The sequence below is a fragment of the Brevundimonas sp. AVps7 genome (assembly GCF_058681545.1).
Genome location: NZ_CM178742.1, coordinates 658,416 through 679,208, shown reverse-complemented (window position 1 = coordinate 679,208; position 20,793 = coordinate 658,416). Strand labels below are relative to the sequence as shown.

The following is a 20,793-nucleotide window of genomic DNA, read 5'->3' as shown; positions in this document are numbered from 1 at the left end:
CAAGAGCATGTCTCCGCTCGACCTGCCCCCGGAGTTGCGCAGTCGCCTTCGTCGCCTGTCCATCGTCCCGCGTCGCGCGGCGGTGCTGGCGAGCGCAGGCATGCACGACAGCCGCAACAAGGGCGGCGGGCTCGAGTTCGCCCAGTACCGGGCCTATGAGCGCGGCGACGACCTTCGCGCCATCGACTGGAAGCTCTACGCCCGGTCGGACAAGTTCTTCGTCCGCGACGCCGAACGCGAGAGCCCCGTCGCCATCTGGATCATCCTCGACGCCAGCGCCTCCATGGCCCAGGCCGATCTCGCCCGCCCCGACTGGTCCCGTTTCGACGCCGCGCGACGCGTCGCCGCCAGCCTGATCGAGATCGCCCTGTATCAGGGCGACCGGTTCGGCGTCGTGGTGGAGCGCGCCGAAGGCCCCATGGTCCTGACGCCGCATGCCGGCGGCCGCCACCGCGACCGTGTCCTGCTGACCCTCGCGCCGCTGAAGGCCTCGGGCGCCGCCGACTGGACCCGCGACGTCGGCGTCTTCGGCGAACAGATCGGCGCGCGCGACATCATCGTCATCCTGACCGACGGCTTCGACGAGGGCTGTATCGCCACCGCCGAACGGCTCGCCGCCTCGGGCCGCGACATCTGTATCGTCCAGATCCTGACCGGCGATGAACGCGACTTCCCGTTCGACCAGGGCTACCGCTTCCATGATGCGGAGACAGGCGCCGACCTGATCGGCGACGGCCGGTCGCTGCGCGAAACCTTCCTCGCCCGCTTCGCCGCTGCGCGCGCGGCGCTCGCCGCCCGGCTTGAAACGCGCGGCATCCGCCACGTCGAACACTTCATCGACGAGAGCGCGGACATCCCGATCCGCAGCCTGTTCCGCGCAGCGGACCGGCGATGAACCCGGCCCTGCTCCTCCCCGTCGGCCTCGCCGCCCTGCTGGCCCTGGCGATCCCGGTCGTCATCCATATCGCGCGCCGGACCGAGAGCCGCACGATCGACTTCGCCGCCCTGCGCTGGCTCGATCCCCAGCCCAAGCCACGCCGCAGCCTGACAATCGACGAACGCCTCCTGCTCGCCGCCCGCCTCCTGCTGCTGGCCCTGATCGTCCTGTGGCTGGCTGCGCCGGTGCTGTGGGACGCCGCCGACGATCGCTCCGTCGTCGCCGTCGCTCCGGGCGTCGACGCCGCGACCGTCGCCGCCGCCACGGAGAAGGGAGACCGGGTCGTCTGGCTCGCTCCCGGCTTCCCGGAGCACGGAGCCCTGGCCCCGACTGTCCCCGACGATGTCGTCAGCCTGATCCGCCAGCTCGACGCCGAACTGCCGCCCGGCACCCCGGTCGAACTGGTGGTCCCCGCCACGCTCGACGGCGTCGATGCCGAACGCCCTCGCCTGTCCCGTCGCGTCGAATGGACCGTCGGCGCCGAGGCGCCCGCACACCGCATCGCCACTCCCGCGCCGCCCTCCCTGACCGTCCGTTATGCCCCCGAGGCCGAGAGCGCCGTCGTCTATTTCCGCGCCGCCGCCACGGCATGGACCCCGGCTGACGCCGAGCCGAGCTTCGACGCCGCCGCCATCGATCGCGGCGTCCCGAGCAGCGCCCGCCACCTGGTCTGGCTCGCCTCCGGCCCTGTCCCCGCGCCCGTCGAAACCTGGGTCCGCAACGGCGGCGTCATCCTGACCGCGCTCGAGGCCCGCATCCCCGTCGAGGGCGAGACCGTCGCCGTCTGGCGCGGCACGGCGGGCGAGCCGCTCGCCGTTGCCGGGCGTCTCGGTCGTGGGCGCGTCATCCGAATGACCCGCCCGCTCGAGCCCGGCGCCATCCCGCAACTGGTCGAGCCCGGCTTCCCCGACGCCCTCCTGACCATGCTCGATCCGCGCCCGGCGCCCGCCCGCGTCGCCGCCGTCGACCATGCGCCCCTGACCGGCGCCGCCCCCTACGACCAGCCGCCGCTAGACCTGCGGCCCTGGCTGGCCCTGCTGATCGCCCTGATCTTCGCCGGAGAGCGCTGGCTGGCCACCCGCCGCGCAAGAGCGGTCGCGCCATGACCGCCGTGCCCGTCCTTCTGAACCACCAGAGCGCCGCCCGCACCCGCTCCGGTCTCGACACGGTCGCCGTCGGCCTGCCTGCCGTTCTCATTGTCGCTGCCCTCGGCTGGAGACTGTTCGGAGTGACCGGCGCCGTCATCGCCGCCGTCCTGGGCCTCGCCGTTCTCGCCGCCGTCGCCGTCTGGCGCTCGCGTCGGTTCGATCTGAGCTGGCTGATCGGCGAACTGGACGCCCGCATGCCGCGCTTCGAGGACAGCACCACCCTGTTGTTCCGCGACCGCTCGGCCCTCGCCGGCCTCGCCGCCCTCCAGCGCGACCGTCTCGAAAGCCGCGTCCACGAGGCCGCCGCCGTCGACCTCCGCCCCGGCTGGTCGCAGCGACCCATCCTGATCGCCTGGGGCGCCGCCGTCGTCCTGATCGCCGCCGTCCTGTTCTGGCCCGCCCCCAACGACGCCGAGACCAAAGCCGCCGCCCCCGCCCGTGCGGCGTCCGGGGCGACGGCGCCTGTCCTGACCGCCGCCCGCCTGCGCATAACCCCGCCCGCCTACACCGGCCTGCCCGTCCGCGAGCAGACCACCCTCGACGCCCGCGTGCCCGAGGGCTCGCGCGTCGAATGGCTGATCGACTTCGCGCCCCAGCCGTCCACCGCCGGTCTGGAGTTCCCGGAAAGCACCCCGGTCTCCCTGATCCGGGACGGCCAGCGCTGGACTGGCGCCCGTATCATCGACCGCCCTCTCCTCTATCGCATCGAGGCCGCGGGACTGGCCCAGCAGCGGCTCAATCGCCTTGACGCCGTCGCCGACGCCGAGCCCGTCGTCCGACTGGTCGAACCCGAGAGCCAACTGGTCCAGCTGACCCCCGGCCAGACGACCTGGACGCCGGTGTTCGAGGCCAGCGACGACTACGGCGTCATAGAGACCGCAACCCTGCGCATCACCGTCACCAAGGGCGACGGCGAGAACATCACCTTCGAACAACGCACCATGCCCCTGCGCGGGCAGGGCGCGGCGAAACAGCTGCGCTTCTCGACCACCCTGGACCTGGCCCGCGAAGGCATGGCGGCGGGCAGCGACCTGATCGTCCAGCTGGTCGTCACCGACAATCGCAGTCCCGAGCGGCACGAGGTCGAGGGCCCCAGCGTCATCCTGCGCTGGCCCGCCAACCTGGCGATGGCCGACGGGCTGGACGGCATGGCCATGCGCGTCATGCCCGCCTATTTCGCCAGCCAGCGCCAGATCATCATCAATGCCGAGGCCCTGATCGCCGAGCGTCGCCGACTGGAGCCCCGCGCCGTCATGGACCGGTCCAACGTCATCGGCGAGGAACAGGCCGCCCTGCGTCTGCGCTACGGCCAGTTCATGGGCGAGGAGGCCGAGGGCGGCGGAGGCAGCGGCATCATCCTGCCCACCAGCGACGCCGTGCCCGCCCGCCCGCCGCTGCCGACGAGCGACACGCCGGCGCCGGTCCCCGCACCCGCTCACGCCGATCATGACGAACACGACGACCATGGCGATGAGGCCGCTGGCGGCGCCATGGGGTCCGAGGTCGACGTGCTGCACGAGTTCGGCCATGCCCATGACTCCGGCGAGGCCGCGACCCTGTTCGCGCCCCGGACCCGCTCGGCCCTCGCACGGGCCCTGGACGCCATGTGGAGTTCGGAGCGCGAACTGCGTCAGGGGCGGCCGGAACAGGCCCTGCCCTTCGCCAACGAGGCGCTGGAACTTCTGAAAGAGGCCCAGCGCGCGACGCGAGTCTTCCTCCCCAGACTCGGGAATGACCTGCCGCCCGTCGACTTCGCCCGCCGCCTGACCGGCAAGCGCGAGGACATCGTCGCCGAGAACCCCGAGCGCCCGGAACGCAGCCCCGCCGACGCCGTCGCCGCCGACGCCTGGCGCGCACTGGAAGAACGGCCCGGTTCGACCTCGGCGCCGCTGGCTCTGGGCGCGCTCGACCGCTGGGCGCGCGAGAACGGCGGACGGCTGGCCGATCCGCTGGCGTTGCGCGCCGCCATTGACACGGTCAGGAACGAGCCCGCCTGCCTCGACTGCCGCCGCCGCCTGCGCGCCCTGTTGTGGACCGCCCTGCAGCGGCCGGCACCGGCACCGGGCCGTCGCGAGGCCCCCGGCCAGCGCGGGCAACGCTATCTGGACGCCCTGCGATGAGTGTCTCCAGTCCGACATTCTGGACCGCAATTGTCATCATCGCGGCCGTCGTCCTCGGCGTCGTCCGCCTGGTCCTCTGGCACAGGAAGGCCGAGACGCAGGGACCCCGCTGGCGCGTCGCGACCTTGATGGGTCTGCAGGTCGTGGCGGGCCTCTTGCTGTGGCTGACCCTGAATCCACCCGCGTCAGTGATCCGCACGGGGACGCTGATCGTCGCGACGGCAGGCTCCCCGGCTGCCGTCCAGCTTGCCCCCGGCGACATCCTCGTCGCCCTGCCCGAGGCCGGCCCGGTCACCGAGGCGACCCGCGTCCCCGACCTCGCCACGGCCCTGCGTCGCTATCCGACGCCCGCCCGTGTCCGCGTGCTCGGGCAGGGCCTGACCCCACGCGACCAGTCGCCCCTGCCCGTCCCCGTCGAGTTTGCGGCCCCGCCCCTGCCGCGCGGCCTGACCGATCTCGCCCTGCCCGAGCCTACGGCGCCCGGCGCGACCTTCGTCGTCGGCGGACAGGTCGGGACCATGGCCGCCGGGACCGTCGAACTGGTCGATCCGGCCGATGAGGTCGTCGACACGGCCCGCATCGCGCCCGGCGAGCGGTTCGCCCTGATGGCCTCCGCCCGCGCGCCCGGCCTCGCCCTGTTCGACCTCAGGCTCCGCGACCCCGCCGGCGAGGTGGTCGAGCGGATCGCCATCCCGGTCGAGACCCTCGCCACGACGCCGCCGCGCGTTCTGGTGCTCGCCGGAGCGCCCACGGCCGAGACCAAATACCTGAAGCGCTGGGCCGAGGATTCCGGCGTCGCACTGACCCTCGACATCGACATCGGCGCGGGCGTCCGGCTCGGCGATCCGCCCGTTGCGCTCAATGCCGCGACGCTGAACGAACTGGACCTCGTGGTCCTCGACGACCGGCGCTGGGACAGTCTGAGCGGCGGCCAGCGTGGGGCGCTGACGGCGGCGATGAACAACGGCCTCGGTGTTCTGCTTCGCCCTGCCGGCCCTCTGTCGGCCGCCACCCGCCGCGACTGGGCCGGACTGGGTCTGAGCCTCAGCGGCGGCGACGAGGCCGTGCCCCTGCGCCTCGACCCGCCCGCCGAGGACGCAGCGGCCGAAGCCGAAGCCCCCACTGAACAGGCCGAGGACGTCGAGGCCCTGCCCGAACTGGCCCGCCGCGACCTGATCGTCGAGGGGTCCGGCGCCGTCACCCTGTTGCGCGATGCGGATGGCGTCGCCCTGGCCAGCTGGCGCGGCAGGGGGCGAGGCCGCGTCGGCGTCTGGACGGTGACCGACAGCTATGCCCTGGTCCTGACCGGCCGTCCGGATCGCTACGGCGAGATGTGGAGTACGCTCTTCTCGCAGATCGGGCGCGCCGGCGACGACAGCCGCGCCGAGATCGACGGGATCGCCCGGGTCGGCGCCCGCATCGCCCCGTGCCGCATTGTCGGGCAGACCACGGTCCTTGGTCAGGACGGCCGCGCACATGCCCTGCGCGTTGATCCCGCCGCCGGAGACCGCGCCTGCGCCGCCTTCTGGCCTGAACAGCCGGGCTGGCATGTCATCCGCGACGGCGAGAACCGCCAGACGGCCTTCTATGTTCAGCCGGCCGACGCCGCTCCTTCGCTGGTCATCGCCGCCAACCGGTCCGCGACGCTGGCCCTCGCGGGCACGGCACCGACCCGCGCTGCGCCGGCCTCAACGTCACACGCGCCCGGCTCGCCCTGGCCCTGGTTTGTCGGGCTGCTGGTCGTGCTGTCCGCCCTGTGGTGGTTCGAGCGGAACCGGGAGGTCGGCGGGCTCGTCGCGTCGCTGCGAGCCCGCCTCCGCCGCTAGTTTGCGCCCGCCGCCGGAGCGGGCGGGGTCTTGATCGTCTGGTCCAGCCAGCGGGTCATCTCCCACAGGGTATGACCCACCGATTCCCGCGCCCGATAGCCGTGCGCCTCGAGCGGCAGGACCACATAGCGAACCGTCGCCCCGTTGCCCTTGAGCGCCGCATAGAAGCGCTCCGACTGGATCGGGAAGGTGCCCTGGTTGTCGTCGGCCTCGCCGTGGATCAGCAGGATCGGCTCATTGACCTTGTCGGCATAGGCGAAGGGCGACATCTCGTTATAGGTCTCCGGCGCCTGCCAGTAGGTCCGCTGCTCGGCCTGGAATCCGAACGGCGTCAGGGTCCGGTTGTAGGCGCCCGATCGCGCGATGCCGGTGGCGAACAGGTCGGTGTGGGCCAGCAGGTTCGCGGTCATGAATGCGCCGTAGCTGTGGCCGCCGACGGCGATCCGCCCACGCTCGGCCACACCCATTCCGACGACCGCATCGACGGCCGCCTTCGCCGAGGCGCTCAGCTGTTCGATATAGGTGTCATTCGGCTCGACCCCGTCCTGTCCCACGATCGGCATCGAGGGATTGTCCAGGATGGCGTAGCCCTGGGTCAGCAGGAACAGATGGCTGGACCCGCCCGGCCGCACGAAGCGGTTGGCCGTATCCACGACCTGACCGGCCACGGCCGCGTCGGTGAATTCCGCGGGATAGGCCCACATCAACAGCGGCAGCGGACCGTCGCGATCCTTGTCGTAGCCGGCCGGCAGATAGAGCGTCCCCGACAGCTGCACTCCGTCGTCGCGGGTGTAGGTGATCAGCTGCTGCGTCACCCCCGCCAGCTGCGGCGCAGGATCAGGGAAGTTCGTCAACGGCGTCACGCCGCCGTCCAGATCGCGGATGCGCAGGTTGGAGGGTTCGGTGCGGCTCTCGCGCACGGTCACCAGACGACGGCCGTCTTCGTCCAGCAGGCCGATGACGCTCTCGTACTCGCCGCTCGCCGACTGCCAGATGCGTTCGGTCTGGCCGGTCGCGAGGTCGAGCGTGCCGAGGAAGGGATACTCCCCCTCCCGCGTCGCGCCGTCACCCTCGACAAAGACGCGCGATCCGTCCGGGGTGAACTGGATCACCTGACGACCGGCGGCGTTGGCCTCCGTCGCGATCGAGCCCGGATCGTTGTAGCGGTCCTGGTAGTTGCGATCGACGATGACGCGACCGGCGCCCGGGTTCGACGGATCGACGACCGAACGCGTCTCGTGGCGGGTGTTGAACCACTGGGTGTTGACCACGGCCACGTCCGACCGGCCCCAGGTGACCCCGGCATAGCGTTCCGGCAGATCGATCAGGGTCGTCGCCTGACCGTTGAAGGGTGCATCCAGCATGAAGACGCGATCGCGCACCGTGGCAGGCGTGCGCGGATCGCCGCCATCCTGGGCCTCGACCCAGACCAGGGTCGACGGCGTATCGGCCCGCCACTGGGCCTGGCGCGGCCCCGTCTCCACCGCGTCGAACGGCGGCGGGATGTTGTCGCGCAGAGGCAGGTCGGCGACGCTGTGAACGACGCGCCCCTCCCAGTCCGTCACCTCGACCGTCCCCGGGAACAGACCCGCAGGCACGACGTAGGAATAGGGCCGCTTCACGCGCGTCTGCAGCAGGTAGCGACCGTCCGGCGACACCGAGGCGCTCAGCACGACGCCTGCCCCGCCGCCGACCGCGCGAGCCTCTCCAGCCAGCGGAACCACCATCAGCTGGGAGGTGAAATAGTGGGCGAACAGGGCCTCGTCGCCCGGTCCTTTCAGCAGGTCCTGATAGGTTCGAACCGCCGCGGCGCGTCCGCCGCTTTCGGCCACCGTAGGCCCGGACGGTGCGGCCGTAACGTCCGGCGCCGCGCCGCGCCCGTCCGGCACTGCCCGGACCAGAAGCCCCGAACTGTCCGGCAGCCAGGACAGGCCGGCGCCCGTCGCGGCATTGACCCGCGCGCCGAAGATCTCGCGCGCCGTGGCCGTCTGAACGTCCGCAACCCACAGGGCCATACCTTCGGGCCGGTCCATCAGGAAGGCGACCGACTTGCCGTCCGGCGACCAGCTGGCGCCGGTGAAGCGGGATCCTTCCGGCAGGGCGACCGGGCGTTCGGCGCCGCCCTCGACCGACTGGAAGCTCAAGCCAGTGACCCAGGCGATGCGGCTGTTGGCCGGTCCGTTGTTGCGCGGGTTGATCCGGTAGCCGGCCAGGCGGAGCATCGGCTCGGCCAGTTCGGCGATCGTCGGCAGGTTGGACCGCTGGAACAGGACCAGGGTCTTCTGATCGGGGCTGACGCTGGTGCCTGGTGTCGGGCGGGCGTCCAGGATGTCGGCGATCGGCGCGGGCGGCTGCTGATAGGTCAGGGCTCCCGGCGTCTGGGCCAGAGCCGGCGTGGCGAACAGCATCAGCACAGCCGGCGCCACATGGCGCATCAGTCGCATCTTCATCGGAAACTCCAGCCAGACAGGACAAGGCGGGCCCCTTCGGCGCGCGCCGGTCCGGACAGTAAACGCGCATTTCGCCCCGGTCACCAAGGCAAAGCTCCCTTTCCGTTCGGCGAAAGGGATTCTAAAAGCGGCCTCGTCCCAGATGGAGCACCTCCCCGTGCCGATCGCGTCCGATGTCCTGTCCCTGATCGGCTCCACGCCGATGATCCGCCTGCGCGCCGCGTCGGAGGCGACCGGCTGCGAGATCCTCGGCAAGGCAGAGTTTCTCAATCCGGGCGCGTCGGTAAAGGACCGTACCGCGCGCGGCCTCATCCTCGACGCGAAGGCCTCCGGCGCCCTGCGACCCGGGGGCACGATCGTGGAGGGGACGGCAGGCAACACCGGCATCGGACTGGCTCTGGTCGGCGCGGCGCTCGGCCATCCTGTCGTCATCGTCATGCCGCGCAGCCAGACCGAGGAGAAGAAGAAGGCGGTCCGTCTGCACGGCGCCCGCCTCGTTGAAGTCGATCCGGCGCCCTTCTCCAGCCCCAACCATTTCGTCCATTTCTCGCGCCGCCTCGCCGCCGAGCTGAATGAGAGCGAACCGAACGGGGCCTTCTATACCGACCAGTTCGACAACACCGCCAACCGCCGCGCCCATTTTGAGACCACGGGCCCGGAGATCTGGGACCAGACAGACGGCCGCATCGAGGGCTTCGTCTGCGCCGCCGGCACGGGTGGGACGCTCGCCGGAGTGTCCCACTTCCTGAAGTCGAAAAGCCCGGCGATCCGCATCGCCCTCGCCGATCCGCCCGGCGCCGCCCTGCACGCCTGGTTCACCGACGGGGAGCTGAAGGCCGAGGGCTCGTCCGTGACCGAGGGCATCGGCGTCAATCGCATCACCGGCAACCTGGAAGGCGTCACGGTCGACCACTCCTTCCGCATCGAGGACGCCGAGGCGCTGTCGATCATCTTCGATCTGGCAAAGCACGAGGGCCTGACGCTTGGCCCGTCCAGCGGCGTCAATGTCGCCGGCGCCATCCGCCTGGCCCGCGAACTCGGCCCCGGCCACACCATCGCGACCATCCTGTGCGACCCCGGCCAGCGCTACGCCGGAAAGATCTACAACCCCGCCTTCCTCCGTTCGAAGGGCTTCGACGTCCCCGCCTGGCTGGAGGGCGCATGAGCGCGGCCGACGACAACGGGCGCAGGCTCCCGCCCCTCAACTCCCTGAAGGCGTTCGAGGCGGCCGGGCGGCGGCTCAGCATCTCGCTCGCCGCCCGCGAGCTGGGCGTCACGCCGGGCGCCGTCAGCCAGCAGATCAAGGTGCTCGAGGATCACGCCGGCGGCCCCCTGTTCCGTCGTGACGGCGGGGCGGTGGCTCTGACCGAGCTCGGCGCCCGCCTCCAGCCCGTGCTGCGCGACGCCTTCGAGCAGCTGAAACGCGCCGCCGACATCGTCTACGGCCCGGTCGGTCGCCGCTCGCTCGCCGTCAGCGTGCCGCCGTCCTTCGCCGCCCGCTGGCTGGCGCCCCGGATGGTCCGATTCTCGGCCGAGCATCCGGAGATCGAGGTCTGGGTCTCCGCCGACATGCAGCTGGCCGATGTCGCCGGCGGCCGGGTTGATGTCGCCGTCCGCTACGGCGTCGGCGGCTATCCCGGGGTGCGCTCGGAAATCCTGCTTGAGGCCGGGGTCGTGCCGGTCTGCAGCCCCGCCCTCCTGACCGGCCGTTGGCCACTGCAGAAGCCCGCCGACCTCGCCCGCCACACCCTGATCCACGTCGTCAACGGCCAGGTCGAGGAGCCGCGTCCTGACTGGGCCGCATGGCTGAAGGCGCGCGGCGTCACTGGCGTCGACGCCTCTGCCGGCTCCCGCTACGATCAGACCGCCTTCGCCATCGAGGACGCCGCCAACGGTCGCGGCGTGGCCCTCGCCCCCCGCGCCTTCGTCGCCGCCGACCTGGCCTCGGGCCGGCTGGTGACGCCCTTCGCCGACGGCTACCTGCCGACTGACATGGGCTATCATGTGCTGACCCGGCGAAACGGCGGCCGCGAAGAGGCCCGCACCTTCGTCGCCTGGCTGCGGCGCGAAGCCGATGCCGACGACGGCACGGTCGATGAGCTGTAAGAGACCCGCATGACTGTTCCGGATCGAGGCGTCGTCATCGTCGGCGCGGGCCACGCAGGGGGCACGGCCGCCGCCCTGTTGCGCCAGTATGGCTATGACAAACCCATCGTCCTGATCGGCGAGGAACCGCTGATCCCCTATCAGCGCCCGCCCCTGTCCAAGGCCTGGCTGAAGGGCGAGGCGGACGGCGAAAGTCTGGCCCTGCGCCCGCTGGAGTTCTACGCTGAGCACGGCATCGACCTCCGCCTCGGCGTCGAGGCGACGGCCATCGACCGCACCGACCAGATCGTGAGCCTGTCGGACGGATCGACGGTCGCTTACAACCATCTGATACTGGCCACCGGCGCGCGCGCGCGGATGCTCGATGTGCTCGGCGCGAACTTCGTCGGCGTCCACGTCCTGCGCACGGCCGCCGACGCCGAGGCGATCAAGGCCCAGCTCGGCGAGGGCCGCACCCTGGCCGTCGTCGGCGGCGGCTATGTCGGGCTGGAGGTCGCCGCCTCCGCCCGCGCCCTGGGGGCTGAGGTCGTGGTTCTGGAGCGCGAGCCGCGCCTGCTCGCCCGCGTTGCCTGCGATGTCCTGTCGACATTCTTCCAGTCGTATCATGAGGATCGCGGCGTCCGCTTCGACCTGGCCGCCGACGTGACCGGCTTCGTCGGCGACGGAACGCGCGTCACCGGCGTGACCCTGGCCGACGGCCGCATCATCGCCTGCGACAGCAGCGTCGTCGGCGTCGGCGCCCTCCCCAACGATGAACTGGCGGTCGCGGCGGGACTGAAGGTCGAGGGCGGCATCCTGGTCGATCTGGAGGCCCGCACCTCCGACCCCGCCATCTTCGCCATCGGCGACGTCACCCGCCGCCCCATGCCGATCTACGACCGGCTGTTCCGCATGGAGAGCGTCCCCAACGCCCTCGAACAGGCCAAACAGGCTGCCAGCGCCATCACCGGCCGCCCCGCCCCCGCCGGCGAGACTCCCTGGCAGTGGTCGGACCAGTACGACCTCAAGCTCCAGATCGCCGGCTACCCCTTCGACAGCGACCGCATCGTCGTCCGCGGCGATCCCTCCACCGCCAGCTTCGCGGTCTTCCACCTGAAGGGCGACAAAGTGCAGGCCGTCGAGGCCATCAACGCCCCGCCCGAGTTCATGATGGGCAGGAAGTTGATCGGGGAGCGGCGGGCTGTGGATGTTGAAAAATTGGCCGACAAGGGCGTGTCGATGAAGGAGGTGGGGGTCTAAGCGCTTTTTGCGACACAACCGATCCGTGTTATGCGGACAGCATGCCCACCATCTCATGGTTTTACGGGATCGCGATCCGGATGTACGTCAGCGATCATCCGCCGCCGCACTTCCATGCCTATTACGAATCAAGCGTTGCCCTCGTCTTGATCGAGACGGGCGAGATCACCGTGGGCCGATTGCCGCCCCGGATCGCGCGATTGGTCGAAGAATGGAGACTGAAGTATATTGCCGAACTGAGGAGCGTCTGGGCGATCGCCGAACGCGGCGAAACCAACGCCTTGGGTCGAATTCCGGGTCTGGGTGAAAAGAAATGAGAGAAGTCGTTCACGTCCGCCGATACCGCATCATCGGTCCCTATCGGCTGTGGCTCCAGTTCACCGACGGCCTTGCGGGCGAGTGGGACTTCTCGCATCTGGCCGCCAGCGAAAAGCCCGTTACCCTGCCTTTCCGCGACCCTGCCTTCTTCAACGAGGTCTTCCTCGACTTCGGTGCCCTGACCTGGCCCAATGGCTACGACTGGAGCCCCGAGGCGTTGCATGCCGACATGCAGGCGGCCGGAGTTCTAAAATTTGAGAGCGCGGCGGCTTGATTGGCGATGATGCCACAGCACTCGCGGCTTGGGCAGCGGTAGCATCCGCAGCAGCCGGGCTCTTCGCAGCCTATGCCGCATGGTGTGCTAGCGAAACGAGCAAACGACAGGTCGAAACATCGCTCACCGAGCAACGAGCTCGCCTTGCCTCAGAGCTTTACGAGATCATCGGTGTGATCGTTGACGGAACAGAAGCGGTGCCGAAAGGGACTATGGATCGGCTAAACGCAGTCGCGTTCGAATGCCGCCTCTATTTTCCGGCCAAGCCAACCAGTTACATCGAGTCACTGGTCAGCGCCGCATATGCCTACGCCGCCCATGAAAGCCGCTCGACCGTGAGCGACGAGTACAAGGCGCTCGATTATCGAGCCGCGATGATCAAAGAAAATCTGGTTCCGTGGATCAACCCCTACGGCCGTAGACCTTCAGCGATAGACACGCTGGCGCTTCAACTACGGCGGTGGCGATGGGCGCTGGCAGCGCGTCACCAAAAGTCTGGCTTCGAACCCTAGAGCCCCTTCACGATCCCCTCGACCATCTTCTTGGCGTCGGCGAACAGCATCATCGTGTTGTCGCGGAAGAACAGCTCGTTCTCGACCCCGGCGTAGCCCGCCGCCATGCCGCGCTTGATGAACAGCACGGTGCCCGCCTTCTCCACGTCCAGGATCGGCATGCCGTAGATGGCGGAAGTCGGGTCGGTCTTGGCGGCCGGGTTGGTCACGTCGTTGGCGCCGATGACGAAGGCGACGTCGGCGGTGGCGAACTCGGCGTTGATGTCCTCCAGCTCGAACACCTCGTCATAGGGGACGTTAGCCTCGGCCAGCAGGACGTTCATATGGCCCGGCATCCGGCCGGCGACGGGGTGGATGGCGTATTTCACCTCGACGCCCTCTTCCTTCAGCTTGTCGGCCATCTCGCGCAGCGCGTGCTGGGCCTGGGCCACGGCCATGCCGTAGCCGGGGACGATGATGACCTTGGAGGCGTTCTTGAGGATGAAGGCGGCGTCGTCGGCCGAACCCTGTTTGACCGGCCGCGTCTCGACCCGGGCCTCGCCAGCCGGTCCGGCATCGCCGCCGAACCCGCCCAGGATGACGGAGATGAAGCTGCGGTTCATGCCCTTGCACATGATGTAGCTGAGGATGGCGCCCGACGACCCGACCAGGGCGCCGGTGATGATCAGGGCGATGTTCTCCAGCGTGAAGCCCAGGGCCGCCGCGGCCCAGCCGGAATAGGAGTTCAGCATCGACACCACGACGGGCATGTCGGCCCCGCCGATGGGGATGATCAGGGTCGCGCCGAGGATCAGGGCGATGGCGAACACGCCCCAGAAGGCCCAGACCGCCGTGCCGCCGGTCCCGATCAGGATACCGATGAGGAAGACCAGTCCCAGGGCCAGACCGATGTTGATCAGGTGCCGCGCCGGCAGGATGATCGGCGCGCCCGACATGTTGCCGTTGAGCTTGGCGAAGGCGATGACCGAGCCGGTAAAGGTGATCGCCCCGATGGCGACGCCGAGGCTCAGTTCGATAATCGAGATTGTCTTGATGCCCACGCCGTCCGCATTGAGGATGCCGAAGGCCTCGGGCGCATAGATGGCGCCGATGGCGACCAGACAGGCGGCCATGCCGACGAGGCTGTGGAAGGCCGCGACCAGTTGCGGCATGTCGGTCATGGCGACGCGTTTGGCGATCAATGCCCCGCCGCCGCCGCCCACGATCACGCCGCCGGCCAGCAGGGCCAGGGTCACCGGATCGAGCGCGCCGGAGGTCCCCAGCGTCAGCAGGGTGATCCCGACGGCCAGCGCCATGCCGATCATGCCGAAGGTATTGCCCTGACGGCTGGTCTCCGGGCTCGACAGGCCGCGCAGCGACAGGATGAACAGGACGCCCGACGCCAGATAGGCCAGCGCCGCGATGGATGCGTTCATGTCGTTTCCCCCGAAGAAGTCTTGGTCGCTCGTGTCATCACAGGAAGCCCACCGCCGCAGGATGGGCCGTATCGTTGGTGGCGTCGGACAGGACCTCGCCGTCCTTGACCATGGCGATCGCGACCGGTCCCGACCCACCGGTCTTGGTCACGGTGCAGCGTCCGTCCTGATCGGGCAGACGCCCTCGGGCGGCGCCCGTTCCGGTTGTGGCGATCTTGTTGGTCCAGTGACGCGTGTCCCACTGGCTGGCCTCATAGGTCACCGGCGCGAACCGGCAGACGAGCGACCAGCTGGCCCCCTGCGGCGCCGCGACCGACCAGGGCAGGCCGCCCTCGACGTTGCGGCCGACATGGACCTGGGCCGAGGCGACGGGCGCGACCGCCGTGACGGCGAGCACGAGAAGACCCGCGAACCCGCGCATCACTGAGGCTCCGTCCCGGCGCCCGCCGCCGTCCGCGCCAGCCGCCACAGGGCGGCGGCGATGAACAGGGGGCCGAGGAAGACCATGGCCCAGTCCACGGCCATCATCGGCCGGTCCTGCACCACGATCCGCGCCAGTATTCCCGAGAACAGCAGCACCACGCCGCAGTCGCGCAGGCGCAGCTTCTGGATCGGGTTCTTTTCGCCGAACCAGCTCCACACCCACATGCCCAGACCGATGCCCGTGGCGATCCACGAGCCGGTCCAGGCGAGGCTGTCGGGTGCGAGGTTCAGCGCGTCCATCAGGTCCGCGTCCCGTCAGCATGGACTTGTTTGCGCACCATGACCACGCCCTGCCAAACCATCAGGCAAACCATAGCAACGCTCAACGCGACACTGATCCAGTCCTCCGCTTCCAGAATCAGTTGGACGGTGCGCCAGGCGAAATAGAGCGCCATTCCCGGGTAGAAGACGCCGATCATCCCCCACTCGAGCCGACGCCTGAGCTGAGGACGTATGGGCCCGGCAAGCAGCACGAACGCTATGACGCCCATGATCCCGATAGGGATCGCCAGCATGAAGATGACGTTCTCCGTCGTCATCATAATCAGGCCTTGGCCGCCTCAGCGGACTTCGCGGGCCGTTCCTTCTTCTTGTACATGGCCAGCATCCGTCGGGTGACCATGAAGCCGCCGAAGATGTTGACGGATGCGAGCGTCACAGCCGCGACGCCGGCGCCCTTGGCGATCCAGGCGTTGGGGCCCGTCGCCTCGCCCGACACGGCCGCCGCTGCGATCAGGCCGCCGACGACGATGACGCTGGAGATGGCGTTGGTCACGGCCATCAGCGGCGTGTGCAGGGCCGGCGTCACCGACCAGACGACATAGTAGCCGACGAAGATCGCCAGCACGAAGATGGCCAGGCGAAAGACGGTGGGATCAACATGTTCCATCAGTGGTTCTCCGGTCCGGTCTTTGTTGTGACGCCAAACAACCAGCGCAGGGCCAGGCCGGTGAGGACCAGCCCACCGGCGCTCTGCCACATCCTGATCGAGGGCTCGACGTCAGCGACGCCGGCGGCAGTCAGACCCCATGCGACGAGGCAGGCCGCCAGCAGCGCGACGCCAAGCGCGGCAGTCGCCATGGCGAACCCGGTGAAAAAGCGATCCTTGCCCATCAGCGAACCCCTTCCAGTCGTTCCAGCCGGTCATCGATGCTGAGGAGCAGCCGCAGCACGCCCCCGATCAACAGGCTCCAGAACAGCAGATAGAGCGCCATGCCGACGCCGATCCCCGCCTGCGCCAACACACCGAATTTGCCGAATGAGCCGATCGCGGCGGCCAGGACCATCAGCAGTGCGAGCACGGGGCCTGCGATCAGAGCCAGGTTTGAAACCAGCTTGAGAAAACCCTTCAGGAAGCCGTTCACCCCCGCACCCCCTCATGAACCACGGCGCCGCCGTTGGTGACCACCGACGCCTTGAGGATTTCGTCCTCGAGATCGACCGCCAGCGCCCCGTCCTTGATCAGCAGTCCCGCGAAGGCGACGAGGTTCTTGGCGTACAGGCTCGACGCATCCGACGGGATGCGTCCCGGCAGGTTGGTGTAGCCGACGATCGAGACGCCGTTCGCCGTCGTCACGACCTCACCCGGCTTCGAGCCCGCGACATTGCCTCCCGCCTCGACGGCCAGGTCGATCAGCACGCTGCCCGGCTTCATCGAGGCCACCTGTTCGGCGCTGACCAGAACCGGCGCCGCGCGGCCGGGGATCAGGGCGGTGGTGATGACGATGTCCTGCTTCTTGATGTGCTCGCCGGTCAGGGCCGCCTGTTTGGCCTGATACTCGGGCGACATCGGCTTGGCGTAGCCGCCGGCGGTCTGGGCGTTTTTGAACTCCTCGTCCTCGACGGCGAGGAACTTGGCGCCGAGCGATTCGACCTGTTCCTTGGTCGCCGGGCGCACATCGGTGGCCGTGACCACGGCGCCCAGGCGCCGGGCCGTCGCGATGGCCTGCAGGCCGGCGACGCCGACGCCCATGATGAAGACCTTGGCTGGCGCGACCGTGCCGGCCGCCGTCATCATCATCGGGAAGCCCTTGCCATAGGCATAGGCGCCCTCGATCACGGCGCGATAGCCGGCCAGGTTCGCCTGGGACGACAGGGCGTCCATGACCTGGGCCCGGGTGATCCGGGGCACGAACTCCATGGCGAAGCTGGTGACATTGGCCCCGGCCATGGCCGCGACCGTATCCTTCTCGCGATACGCATCCAGCAGGGCGACGACGACCGCGCCCGGCTTCATGGCGCTGATCTCCTGCGCCGTCGGACCGCGCACCTTGAGCACCAGATCGGCGCCGTCGAGCGTGGCGCGAGTGTCGGATTTCACCGAGGCGCCCGCATCGACGTATTCGCTGTCGGGAATGGACGAGCCGAGTCCGGTGCCCGCCTCGACCGTCACGGTCGCGCCGAGAGCGACGAATTTCTTCACGGTCTCGGGGGTGACGGCGCAGCGGGTCTCGCCCTCACGGCGTTCCCGGGTCACGGCGATGGCGACGGCCAAGCGAATCTCCCCATCCAGCTCTGGATCGGAGAACGTTAGGCGCTGGGAGACTGTGGCGTCAAAGGTGCAGACACCCGTTTCGCCATCAATTACGGCGACATCCGCGCAATATCTCGCCTTTCATAGCCCGCTGGGCGCAAGCAGCGACCACAGAGAGGCGAGCGAGAGCAGCCTGCTTAGTGGTTTTTGCCGCTCTTCAGGAAGACGAACCCGGCAACGGCCAGAACGCCGCCGCCGATCGCCCCGGCGATGAAGCTCCCGCCCGGCTGGAACCAAAGCGTCAGGAACAGCAGCAGGGCGGCGATGACCAGCGAGCCCCACTTGGCCAGGTTCATGAACAGGCTGTAGGTCGCCGACTGTTCCTCGACCGTCATCGTGCCGTGGACGTAGGCGTCCGCGTCGTGATCGGCGTGTTCGGTCGGGGAGTGATGGTCGGCCATGGGTCTGCGTCCGTCGGAGAGGCGTTTGGGCGGTCTTATAGCGATGCGGGGGTTTGGCTCAAGCGGGATCAAGCCGACTTGGCGTGCGACAGCATATACTCGCGCAGCACACGGTTGACGGCGGTCTGGTATTTCGGCTCCGCGCCCTTGAACCAGGCGACCACATCCGCATCCAGGCGGATGGTCACCGTCTGCTTTTCAGGGCGATAGAATTTGCCCCTTACAGCTCCCGTCCAGTCCGTGATTTCAGGTGCGTCGCTGAAATCGATATCCTCGTCGGACATCGCCTCCAGCACTGCGATCTCAGCGGAAAAATCCTTCGTCGCCTCGCTCATACGCGTTTCTCTCTTGCCTTGACGCTCTGCGGGCCATGATCAGCCGAACAAAAATCTCGCCTTCATCATCCAGATAGGTGTGCGCCACGAACAGAATGGTGACGCCGCCAGCGGCCCGGGCGACCGTGCGCCATCTCTCCTCTCCATCGACCACTCGATCATGAATGCTGACGGCATTCGCGTCTTCGAAAGCCGTGCTCGCGAACTCGAAGCTGACGTTGTGCTTCGCAAGATTGCTCCGCGCTTTCTCCGGATCCCAATCGAACCTCATCCCGCCCCATTGTATTTACATTTTTGTATTTACAATTTCAACCCAGCGCCTCGAACTGATCGATCAGTCTCTCCAGCCGTTTCGTGCCGATGGTCCAGAAGGCCGGGTCGCGCGGATTGAGCCCGAACGGCTCCAGAGCCTCGACGTAGGTCTTCGTCCCGCCGGCCGCGAGCAGCTCCCGATACAGGGGCGCGAACCCGTCCGGATCGGCCCGCCGCGTCTCCATCAAGGCCGCCACCAGAAGGTCGCCGAAGGAATAGGCGTACACATAGAAGGGCGAATGGACGAAGTGGCTGACATAGCTCCACCACGCCTCGTAGCCGGGATTCAGCGTCACCGCCGGACCCAGCGACGCCCCCATCTCCTCAAGGAACAGTTCGCCCAGCCGGTCGGCGGACACCTCGCCGGTCGCCCGTTCGTCGTGGAACCGCGTCTCGAAACGGTGGAAGGCGATCTGGCGCACCACGGTGTTCAGACCGTCCTCGATCCGCCCGGCCAGCAGGCCGCGCTGCTCGGCCTTCGGCGCCGTCGCCAGCAGCCGGTCGAACGTCAGCCCCTCGGCGAAGATCGACGCCGTCTCGGCCAGCGTCAGCGGCGTATCGGCCAGCAGCGTCCCCTTCTCGGCCGCCAGGGTCTGGTGCACCCCGTGCCCCAGTTCGTGCGCCAGCGTGAGCACGTCGCGCCGCTCGCCCATCCAGTTCAGGAAGACGTAGGGGTGGCGATCCGCCGTCACCGGGTGGGCGTAGGCGCCCGACTGTTTCCCGGCCCGCGCGCGCCCGTCGATCCACGGCCTGTCGAAGAACCGCCCGGCCCGCTCGGCGAACTCCCCGCCCAGATCGCCGAAGCTCTCCAGCACCAGCTCCCGCCCCTGATTCCAGTCGAACCCGCGCGGCGCCGTCGTCTCCAGCGGCGCGTTGCGATCCCACTGGTCCAGCCTGGCCTTGCCGAGCGCCCTGGCCTTCAGCGCATAGTAGCGGTGCGACAGTTTCGGATAGGCGGCGGCGACGGCGTCGGCCATCGCGTCCACGGACTCGCCGTCGACCTCATTGGCCAGGTGACGACTGTCGGCGGGGCGTTTGAACCCGCGCCAGCGATCCTCCATCGCCTTCTCGGCCGCGACGGTGTTCAGCGTCAGCGCCAGGGTCGAGACCCGCGCCGCCAGCGCAGTGTTCAGCCCCTCGGCCGCCGAACGACGCCTGGCCTCCTTGGGGTCGGACAGCTGGTTCAGCGCCTCGGCGAGCGTCAGGCTTTCCTTGCCGCTCTCGACCCGCAGCGCCGCGAGTGTCTCGTCGAACAGCCGGGGCCACTGGGCCGCGATGGGCATCCGCTCGGCGATGAAGGTCTCCAGCTCGCCCGACAATTCGTGCGGCTTCATCGCCCGCACCCGCCGCAGCCACGGCTTCCAGACCGCCGCCCCCGCATCGGCGGTCAGCGCCGCCTCGATCTCGGCCTCCTCCAACTGGTTGATCTCCAGCGTCAGCCAGACGGTCGGGGTGGCGATGGCCGTAATCTTCTCGCGCAGATCGGCCTCGAACCCCTGAGCCCCCGCATCGGCCCGGTTGGTCGAGGCCGCGAGGAAGGCGTAGGCGCCCAGAGCGCCGAGCTTCTCCGACGCCTGTTCATAGAGCGTGATGGCCCGACCCAGCGTTGCGCCCAGCACCCTGGCGTCGGCGCGTTCGGCGACGAACCGGCCCTGCAGCCCGTTCAGTTCGGCGACGGCCGTCCGAGCCGTCTCCAGATCGGCGGCGATCCGCGCGTCTTCACGCGACGCATAGAGATCGGACAGGTCCCAAAGAGGGGGCTCGATGGCGGGGGTCTTGAAGGGCGCGTTCATGCCCTTCGTTGTGGGGTCGCGGAGGCCGGGGCGCAACGGCCGAAACCCGCCAGACGCGCCGCGCGGTTCGTCGCATCTCTCCTGGCGAACAAGGAGAGACACCCATGACCTACCGCATCGAAGCCCTGCCGATCGAACCCTTCACCGCCTATTTCGCCATGTCCGACGCCGAACTGGTCGAGGTCGGCGCCCGCCGCTGGGTCGCCGACGCGCCCGGCCGCGCGCCCTGCCGCGTCAGCCTGCAGGACGCCGACGCGGGCGAGGCCCTGGTCCTCGTCAACCACGCCCACCTGACCGACGAGACCTCCCCCTACCGCGCCGCCGGCCCGATCTTCGTGCGCGAGGCCGCCGTCCGCTCGGACCCCCTCGCCGAGGCCCCCGAGATGCTGCGAAAACGCCCCCTGTCCCTGCGAATCTACGACCGCCGCAACATGATGATCGAGGGACAGGTCATCGACGGCGCCGAGCTCGACGCGCGTCTGGCCCAATGGTTCGAGAACCCGGCGGTGGAACAGTGCCACATCCATTTCGCGCCGCGCGGCTGCTACCTGGCCCGCGCCGTTCGTCAGGAAACATAACTTCCCCGAAGCC

The 20,793-nt window shown here is 69.1% G+C and carries 24 protein-coding genes; 11 read left to right on the top strand and 13 right to left on the bottom strand.

The window, feature by feature from the left end; all coding sequences use genetic code 11:
• Nucleotides 1–7: 7 nt before the first annotated feature.
• The 4 genes from ACW17Y_RS03410 to ACW17Y_RS03395 are packed head-to-tail and all read left to right on the top strand — an operon-like array spanning nt 8 to nt 6,031.
• The gene (locus ACW17Y_RS03410) at nt 8–895 is read left to right on the top strand and encodes a DUF58 domain-containing protein (protein ID WP_492037383.1); all 888 of its coding nucleotides are present in this window, start codon (nt 8–10) and stop codon (nt 893–895) included.
• Nucleotides 892–2,043 (top strand): BatA domain-containing protein, encoded by a 1,152-nt coding sequence (locus tag ACW17Y_RS03405; protein ID WP_492037382.1) that lies wholly within the window; start codon nt 892–894, stop codon nt 2,041–2,043. The genes ACW17Y_RS03410 and ACW17Y_RS03405 overlap by 4 nt, the downstream gene beginning before the upstream one ends.
• A complete protein-coding gene (locus ACW17Y_RS03400) occupies nt 2,040–4,205 on the top strand; it encodes a DUF4175 family protein (RefSeq protein WP_492037381.1) in 2,166 nt (721 codons plus the stop codon). Before ACW17Y_RS03405 ends, ACW17Y_RS03400 begins: the two co-directional genes overlap by 4 nt.
• On the top strand, nt 4,202–6,031 hold the full coding sequence (locus ACW17Y_RS03395) for a hypothetical protein (RefSeq protein ID WP_492037380.1): 1,830 nt from the start codon (nt 4,202–4,204) through the stop codon (nt 6,029–6,031). The genes ACW17Y_RS03400 and ACW17Y_RS03395 overlap by 4 nt, the downstream gene beginning before the upstream one ends.
• On the opposite strand, the gene ACW17Y_RS03390 is transcribed toward ACW17Y_RS03395, so the two are convergent.
• Nucleotides 6,028–8,481 carry a S9 family peptidase gene (locus tag ACW17Y_RS03390; protein ID WP_492037379.1) on the bottom strand — a complete coding sequence of 818 codons (2,454 nt, stop codon included), beginning with the start codon at nt 8,479–8,481 and terminating at the stop codon, nt 6,028–6,030. The two genes, ACW17Y_RS03395 and ACW17Y_RS03390, sit on opposite strands and share 4 nt — an antisense overlap.
• Before the next feature lie 157 nt (nt 8,482–8,638).
• Between ACW17Y_RS03390 and ACW17Y_RS03385 the strand changes: the two genes are divergently transcribed.
• Genes ACW17Y_RS03385 through ACW17Y_RS03360 form a run of 6 tightly spaced genes read left to right on the top strand, consistent with a single transcriptional unit; the run spans nt 8,639 to nt 12,930 of the window.
• A complete protein-coding gene (locus ACW17Y_RS03385) occupies nt 8,639–9,646 on the top strand; it encodes a cysteine synthase A (protein WP_492037378.1) in 1,008 nt (335 codons plus the stop codon).
• The gene (gene gcvA, locus ACW17Y_RS03380) at nt 9,643–10,587 is read left to right on the top strand and encodes a transcriptional regulator GcvA (RefSeq protein WP_492037377.1); all 945 of its coding nucleotides are present in this window, start codon (nt 9,643–9,645) and stop codon (nt 10,585–10,587) included. The genes ACW17Y_RS03385 and gcvA overlap by 4 nt, the downstream gene beginning before the upstream one ends.
• Before the next feature lie 9 nt (nt 10,588–10,596).
• Entirely contained in the window at nt 10,597–11,826 is a 1,230-nt protein-coding gene (locus ACW17Y_RS03375) for an NAD(P)/FAD-dependent oxidoreductase (RefSeq protein ID WP_492037376.1), read from the top strand.
• Between the two features lie 41 nt (nt 11,827–11,867).
• Entirely contained in the window at nt 11,868–12,143 is a 276-nt protein-coding gene (locus tag ACW17Y_RS03370; protein ID WP_492037375.1) for a DUF4160 domain-containing protein, read from the top strand.
• Nucleotides 12,140–12,418: a DUF2442 domain-containing protein gene (locus ACW17Y_RS03365; protein WP_492037374.1), complete on the top strand. Its 279-nt coding sequence runs from the start codon at nt 12,140–12,142 to the stop codon at nt 12,416–12,418. The genes ACW17Y_RS03370 and ACW17Y_RS03365 overlap by 4 nt, the downstream gene beginning before the upstream one ends.
• Complete coding sequence (locus ACW17Y_RS03360) at nt 12,415–12,930, top strand: hypothetical protein (RefSeq protein ID WP_492037373.1); 516 nt, start codon at nt 12,415–12,417, stop codon at nt 12,928–12,930. Before ACW17Y_RS03365 ends, ACW17Y_RS03360 begins: the two co-directional genes overlap by 4 nt.
• Here ACW17Y_RS03360 and ACW17Y_RS03355 read toward each other — a convergent pair.
• The 12 genes from ACW17Y_RS03355 to ACW17Y_RS03300 all read right to left on the bottom strand — a co-directional run bounded on the left by ACW17Y_RS03355 (nt 12,927) and on the right by ACW17Y_RS03300 (nt 20,202).
• Nucleotides 12,927–14,345: an NAD(P)(+) transhydrogenase (Re/Si-specific) subunit beta gene (locus tag ACW17Y_RS03355; protein ID WP_492037372.1), complete on the bottom strand. Its 1,419-nt coding sequence runs from the start codon at nt 14,343–14,345 to the stop codon at nt 12,927–12,929. The two genes, ACW17Y_RS03360 and ACW17Y_RS03355, sit on opposite strands and share 4 nt — an antisense overlap.
• Before the next feature lie 37 nt (nt 14,346–14,382).
• On the bottom strand, nt 14,383–14,766 hold the full coding sequence (locus ACW17Y_RS03350) for a hypothetical protein (RefSeq protein ID WP_492037371.1): 384 nt from the start codon (nt 14,764–14,766) through the stop codon (nt 14,383–14,385).
• Nucleotides 14,766–15,068 (bottom strand): hypothetical protein, encoded by a 303-nt coding sequence (locus ACW17Y_RS03345; protein ID WP_492037370.1) that lies wholly within the window; start codon nt 15,066–15,068, stop codon nt 14,766–14,768. Before ACW17Y_RS03345 ends, ACW17Y_RS03350 begins: the two co-directional genes overlap by 1 nt.
• Nucleotides 15,068–15,370, bottom strand: coding sequence for a hypothetical protein (locus tag ACW17Y_RS03340; protein ID WP_492037369.1), 303 nt, complete (start codon nt 15,368–15,370; stop codon nt 15,068–15,070). Before ACW17Y_RS03340 ends, ACW17Y_RS03345 begins: the two co-directional genes overlap by 1 nt.
• Before the next feature lie 2 nt (nt 15,371–15,372).
• Nucleotides 15,373–15,717, bottom strand: coding sequence for an NAD(P) transhydrogenase subunit alpha part 2 (locus ACW17Y_RS03335; RefSeq protein WP_492037368.1), 345 nt, complete (start codon nt 15,715–15,717; stop codon nt 15,373–15,375).
• Entirely contained in the window at nt 15,717–15,941 is a 225-nt protein-coding gene (locus tag ACW17Y_RS03330) for a hypothetical protein (protein ID WP_492037367.1), read from the bottom strand. The genes ACW17Y_RS03335 and ACW17Y_RS03330 overlap by 1 nt, the downstream gene beginning before the upstream one ends.
• Nucleotides 15,941–16,192 carry a hypothetical protein gene (locus ACW17Y_RS03325; protein WP_492037366.1) on the bottom strand — a complete coding sequence of 84 codons (252 nt, stop codon included), beginning with the start codon at nt 16,190–16,192 and terminating at the stop codon, nt 15,941–15,943. Before ACW17Y_RS03325 ends, ACW17Y_RS03330 begins: the two co-directional genes overlap by 1 nt.
• Nucleotides 16,189–17,322, bottom strand: a complete 1,134-nt coding sequence (locus tag ACW17Y_RS03320) for a Re/Si-specific NAD(P)(+) transhydrogenase subunit alpha (RefSeq protein ID WP_492037365.1) — start codon at nt 17,320–17,322, stop codon at nt 16,189–16,191. The genes ACW17Y_RS03325 and ACW17Y_RS03320 overlap by 4 nt, the downstream gene beginning before the upstream one ends.
• 176 nt (nt 17,323–17,498) lie before the next feature.
• A complete protein-coding gene (locus ACW17Y_RS03315) occupies nt 17,499–17,762 on the bottom strand; it encodes an aa3-type cytochrome c oxidase subunit IV (RefSeq protein ID WP_492037364.1) in 264 nt (87 codons plus the stop codon).
• Nucleotides 17,763–17,830: 68 nt separating this feature from the next.
• Nucleotides 17,831–18,097 (bottom strand): BrnA antitoxin family protein, encoded by a 267-nt coding sequence (locus ACW17Y_RS03310; protein WP_492037363.1) that lies wholly within the window; start codon nt 18,095–18,097, stop codon nt 17,831–17,833.
• Nucleotides 18,066–18,368 (bottom strand): BrnT family toxin, encoded by a 303-nt coding sequence (locus tag ACW17Y_RS03305; RefSeq protein ID WP_492037362.1) that lies wholly within the window; start codon nt 18,366–18,368, stop codon nt 18,066–18,068. The genes ACW17Y_RS03310 and ACW17Y_RS03305 overlap by 32 nt, the downstream gene beginning before the upstream one ends.
• 37 nt (nt 18,369–18,405) lie before the next feature.
• On the bottom strand, nt 18,406–20,202 hold the full coding sequence (locus ACW17Y_RS03300) for a M3 family oligoendopeptidase (protein ID WP_492037361.1): 1,797 nt from the start codon (nt 20,200–20,202) through the stop codon (nt 18,406–18,408).
• A gap of 104 nt (nt 20,203–20,306) precedes the next feature.
• Between ACW17Y_RS03300 and ACW17Y_RS03295 the strand changes: the two genes are divergently transcribed.
• The gene (locus tag ACW17Y_RS03295; RefSeq protein WP_492037360.1) at nt 20,307–20,780 is read left to right on the top strand and encodes a DUF1203 domain-containing protein; all 474 of its coding nucleotides are present in this window, start codon (nt 20,307–20,309) and stop codon (nt 20,778–20,780) included.
• The last annotated feature ends 13 nt before the right edge of the window (nt 20,781–20,793 follow it).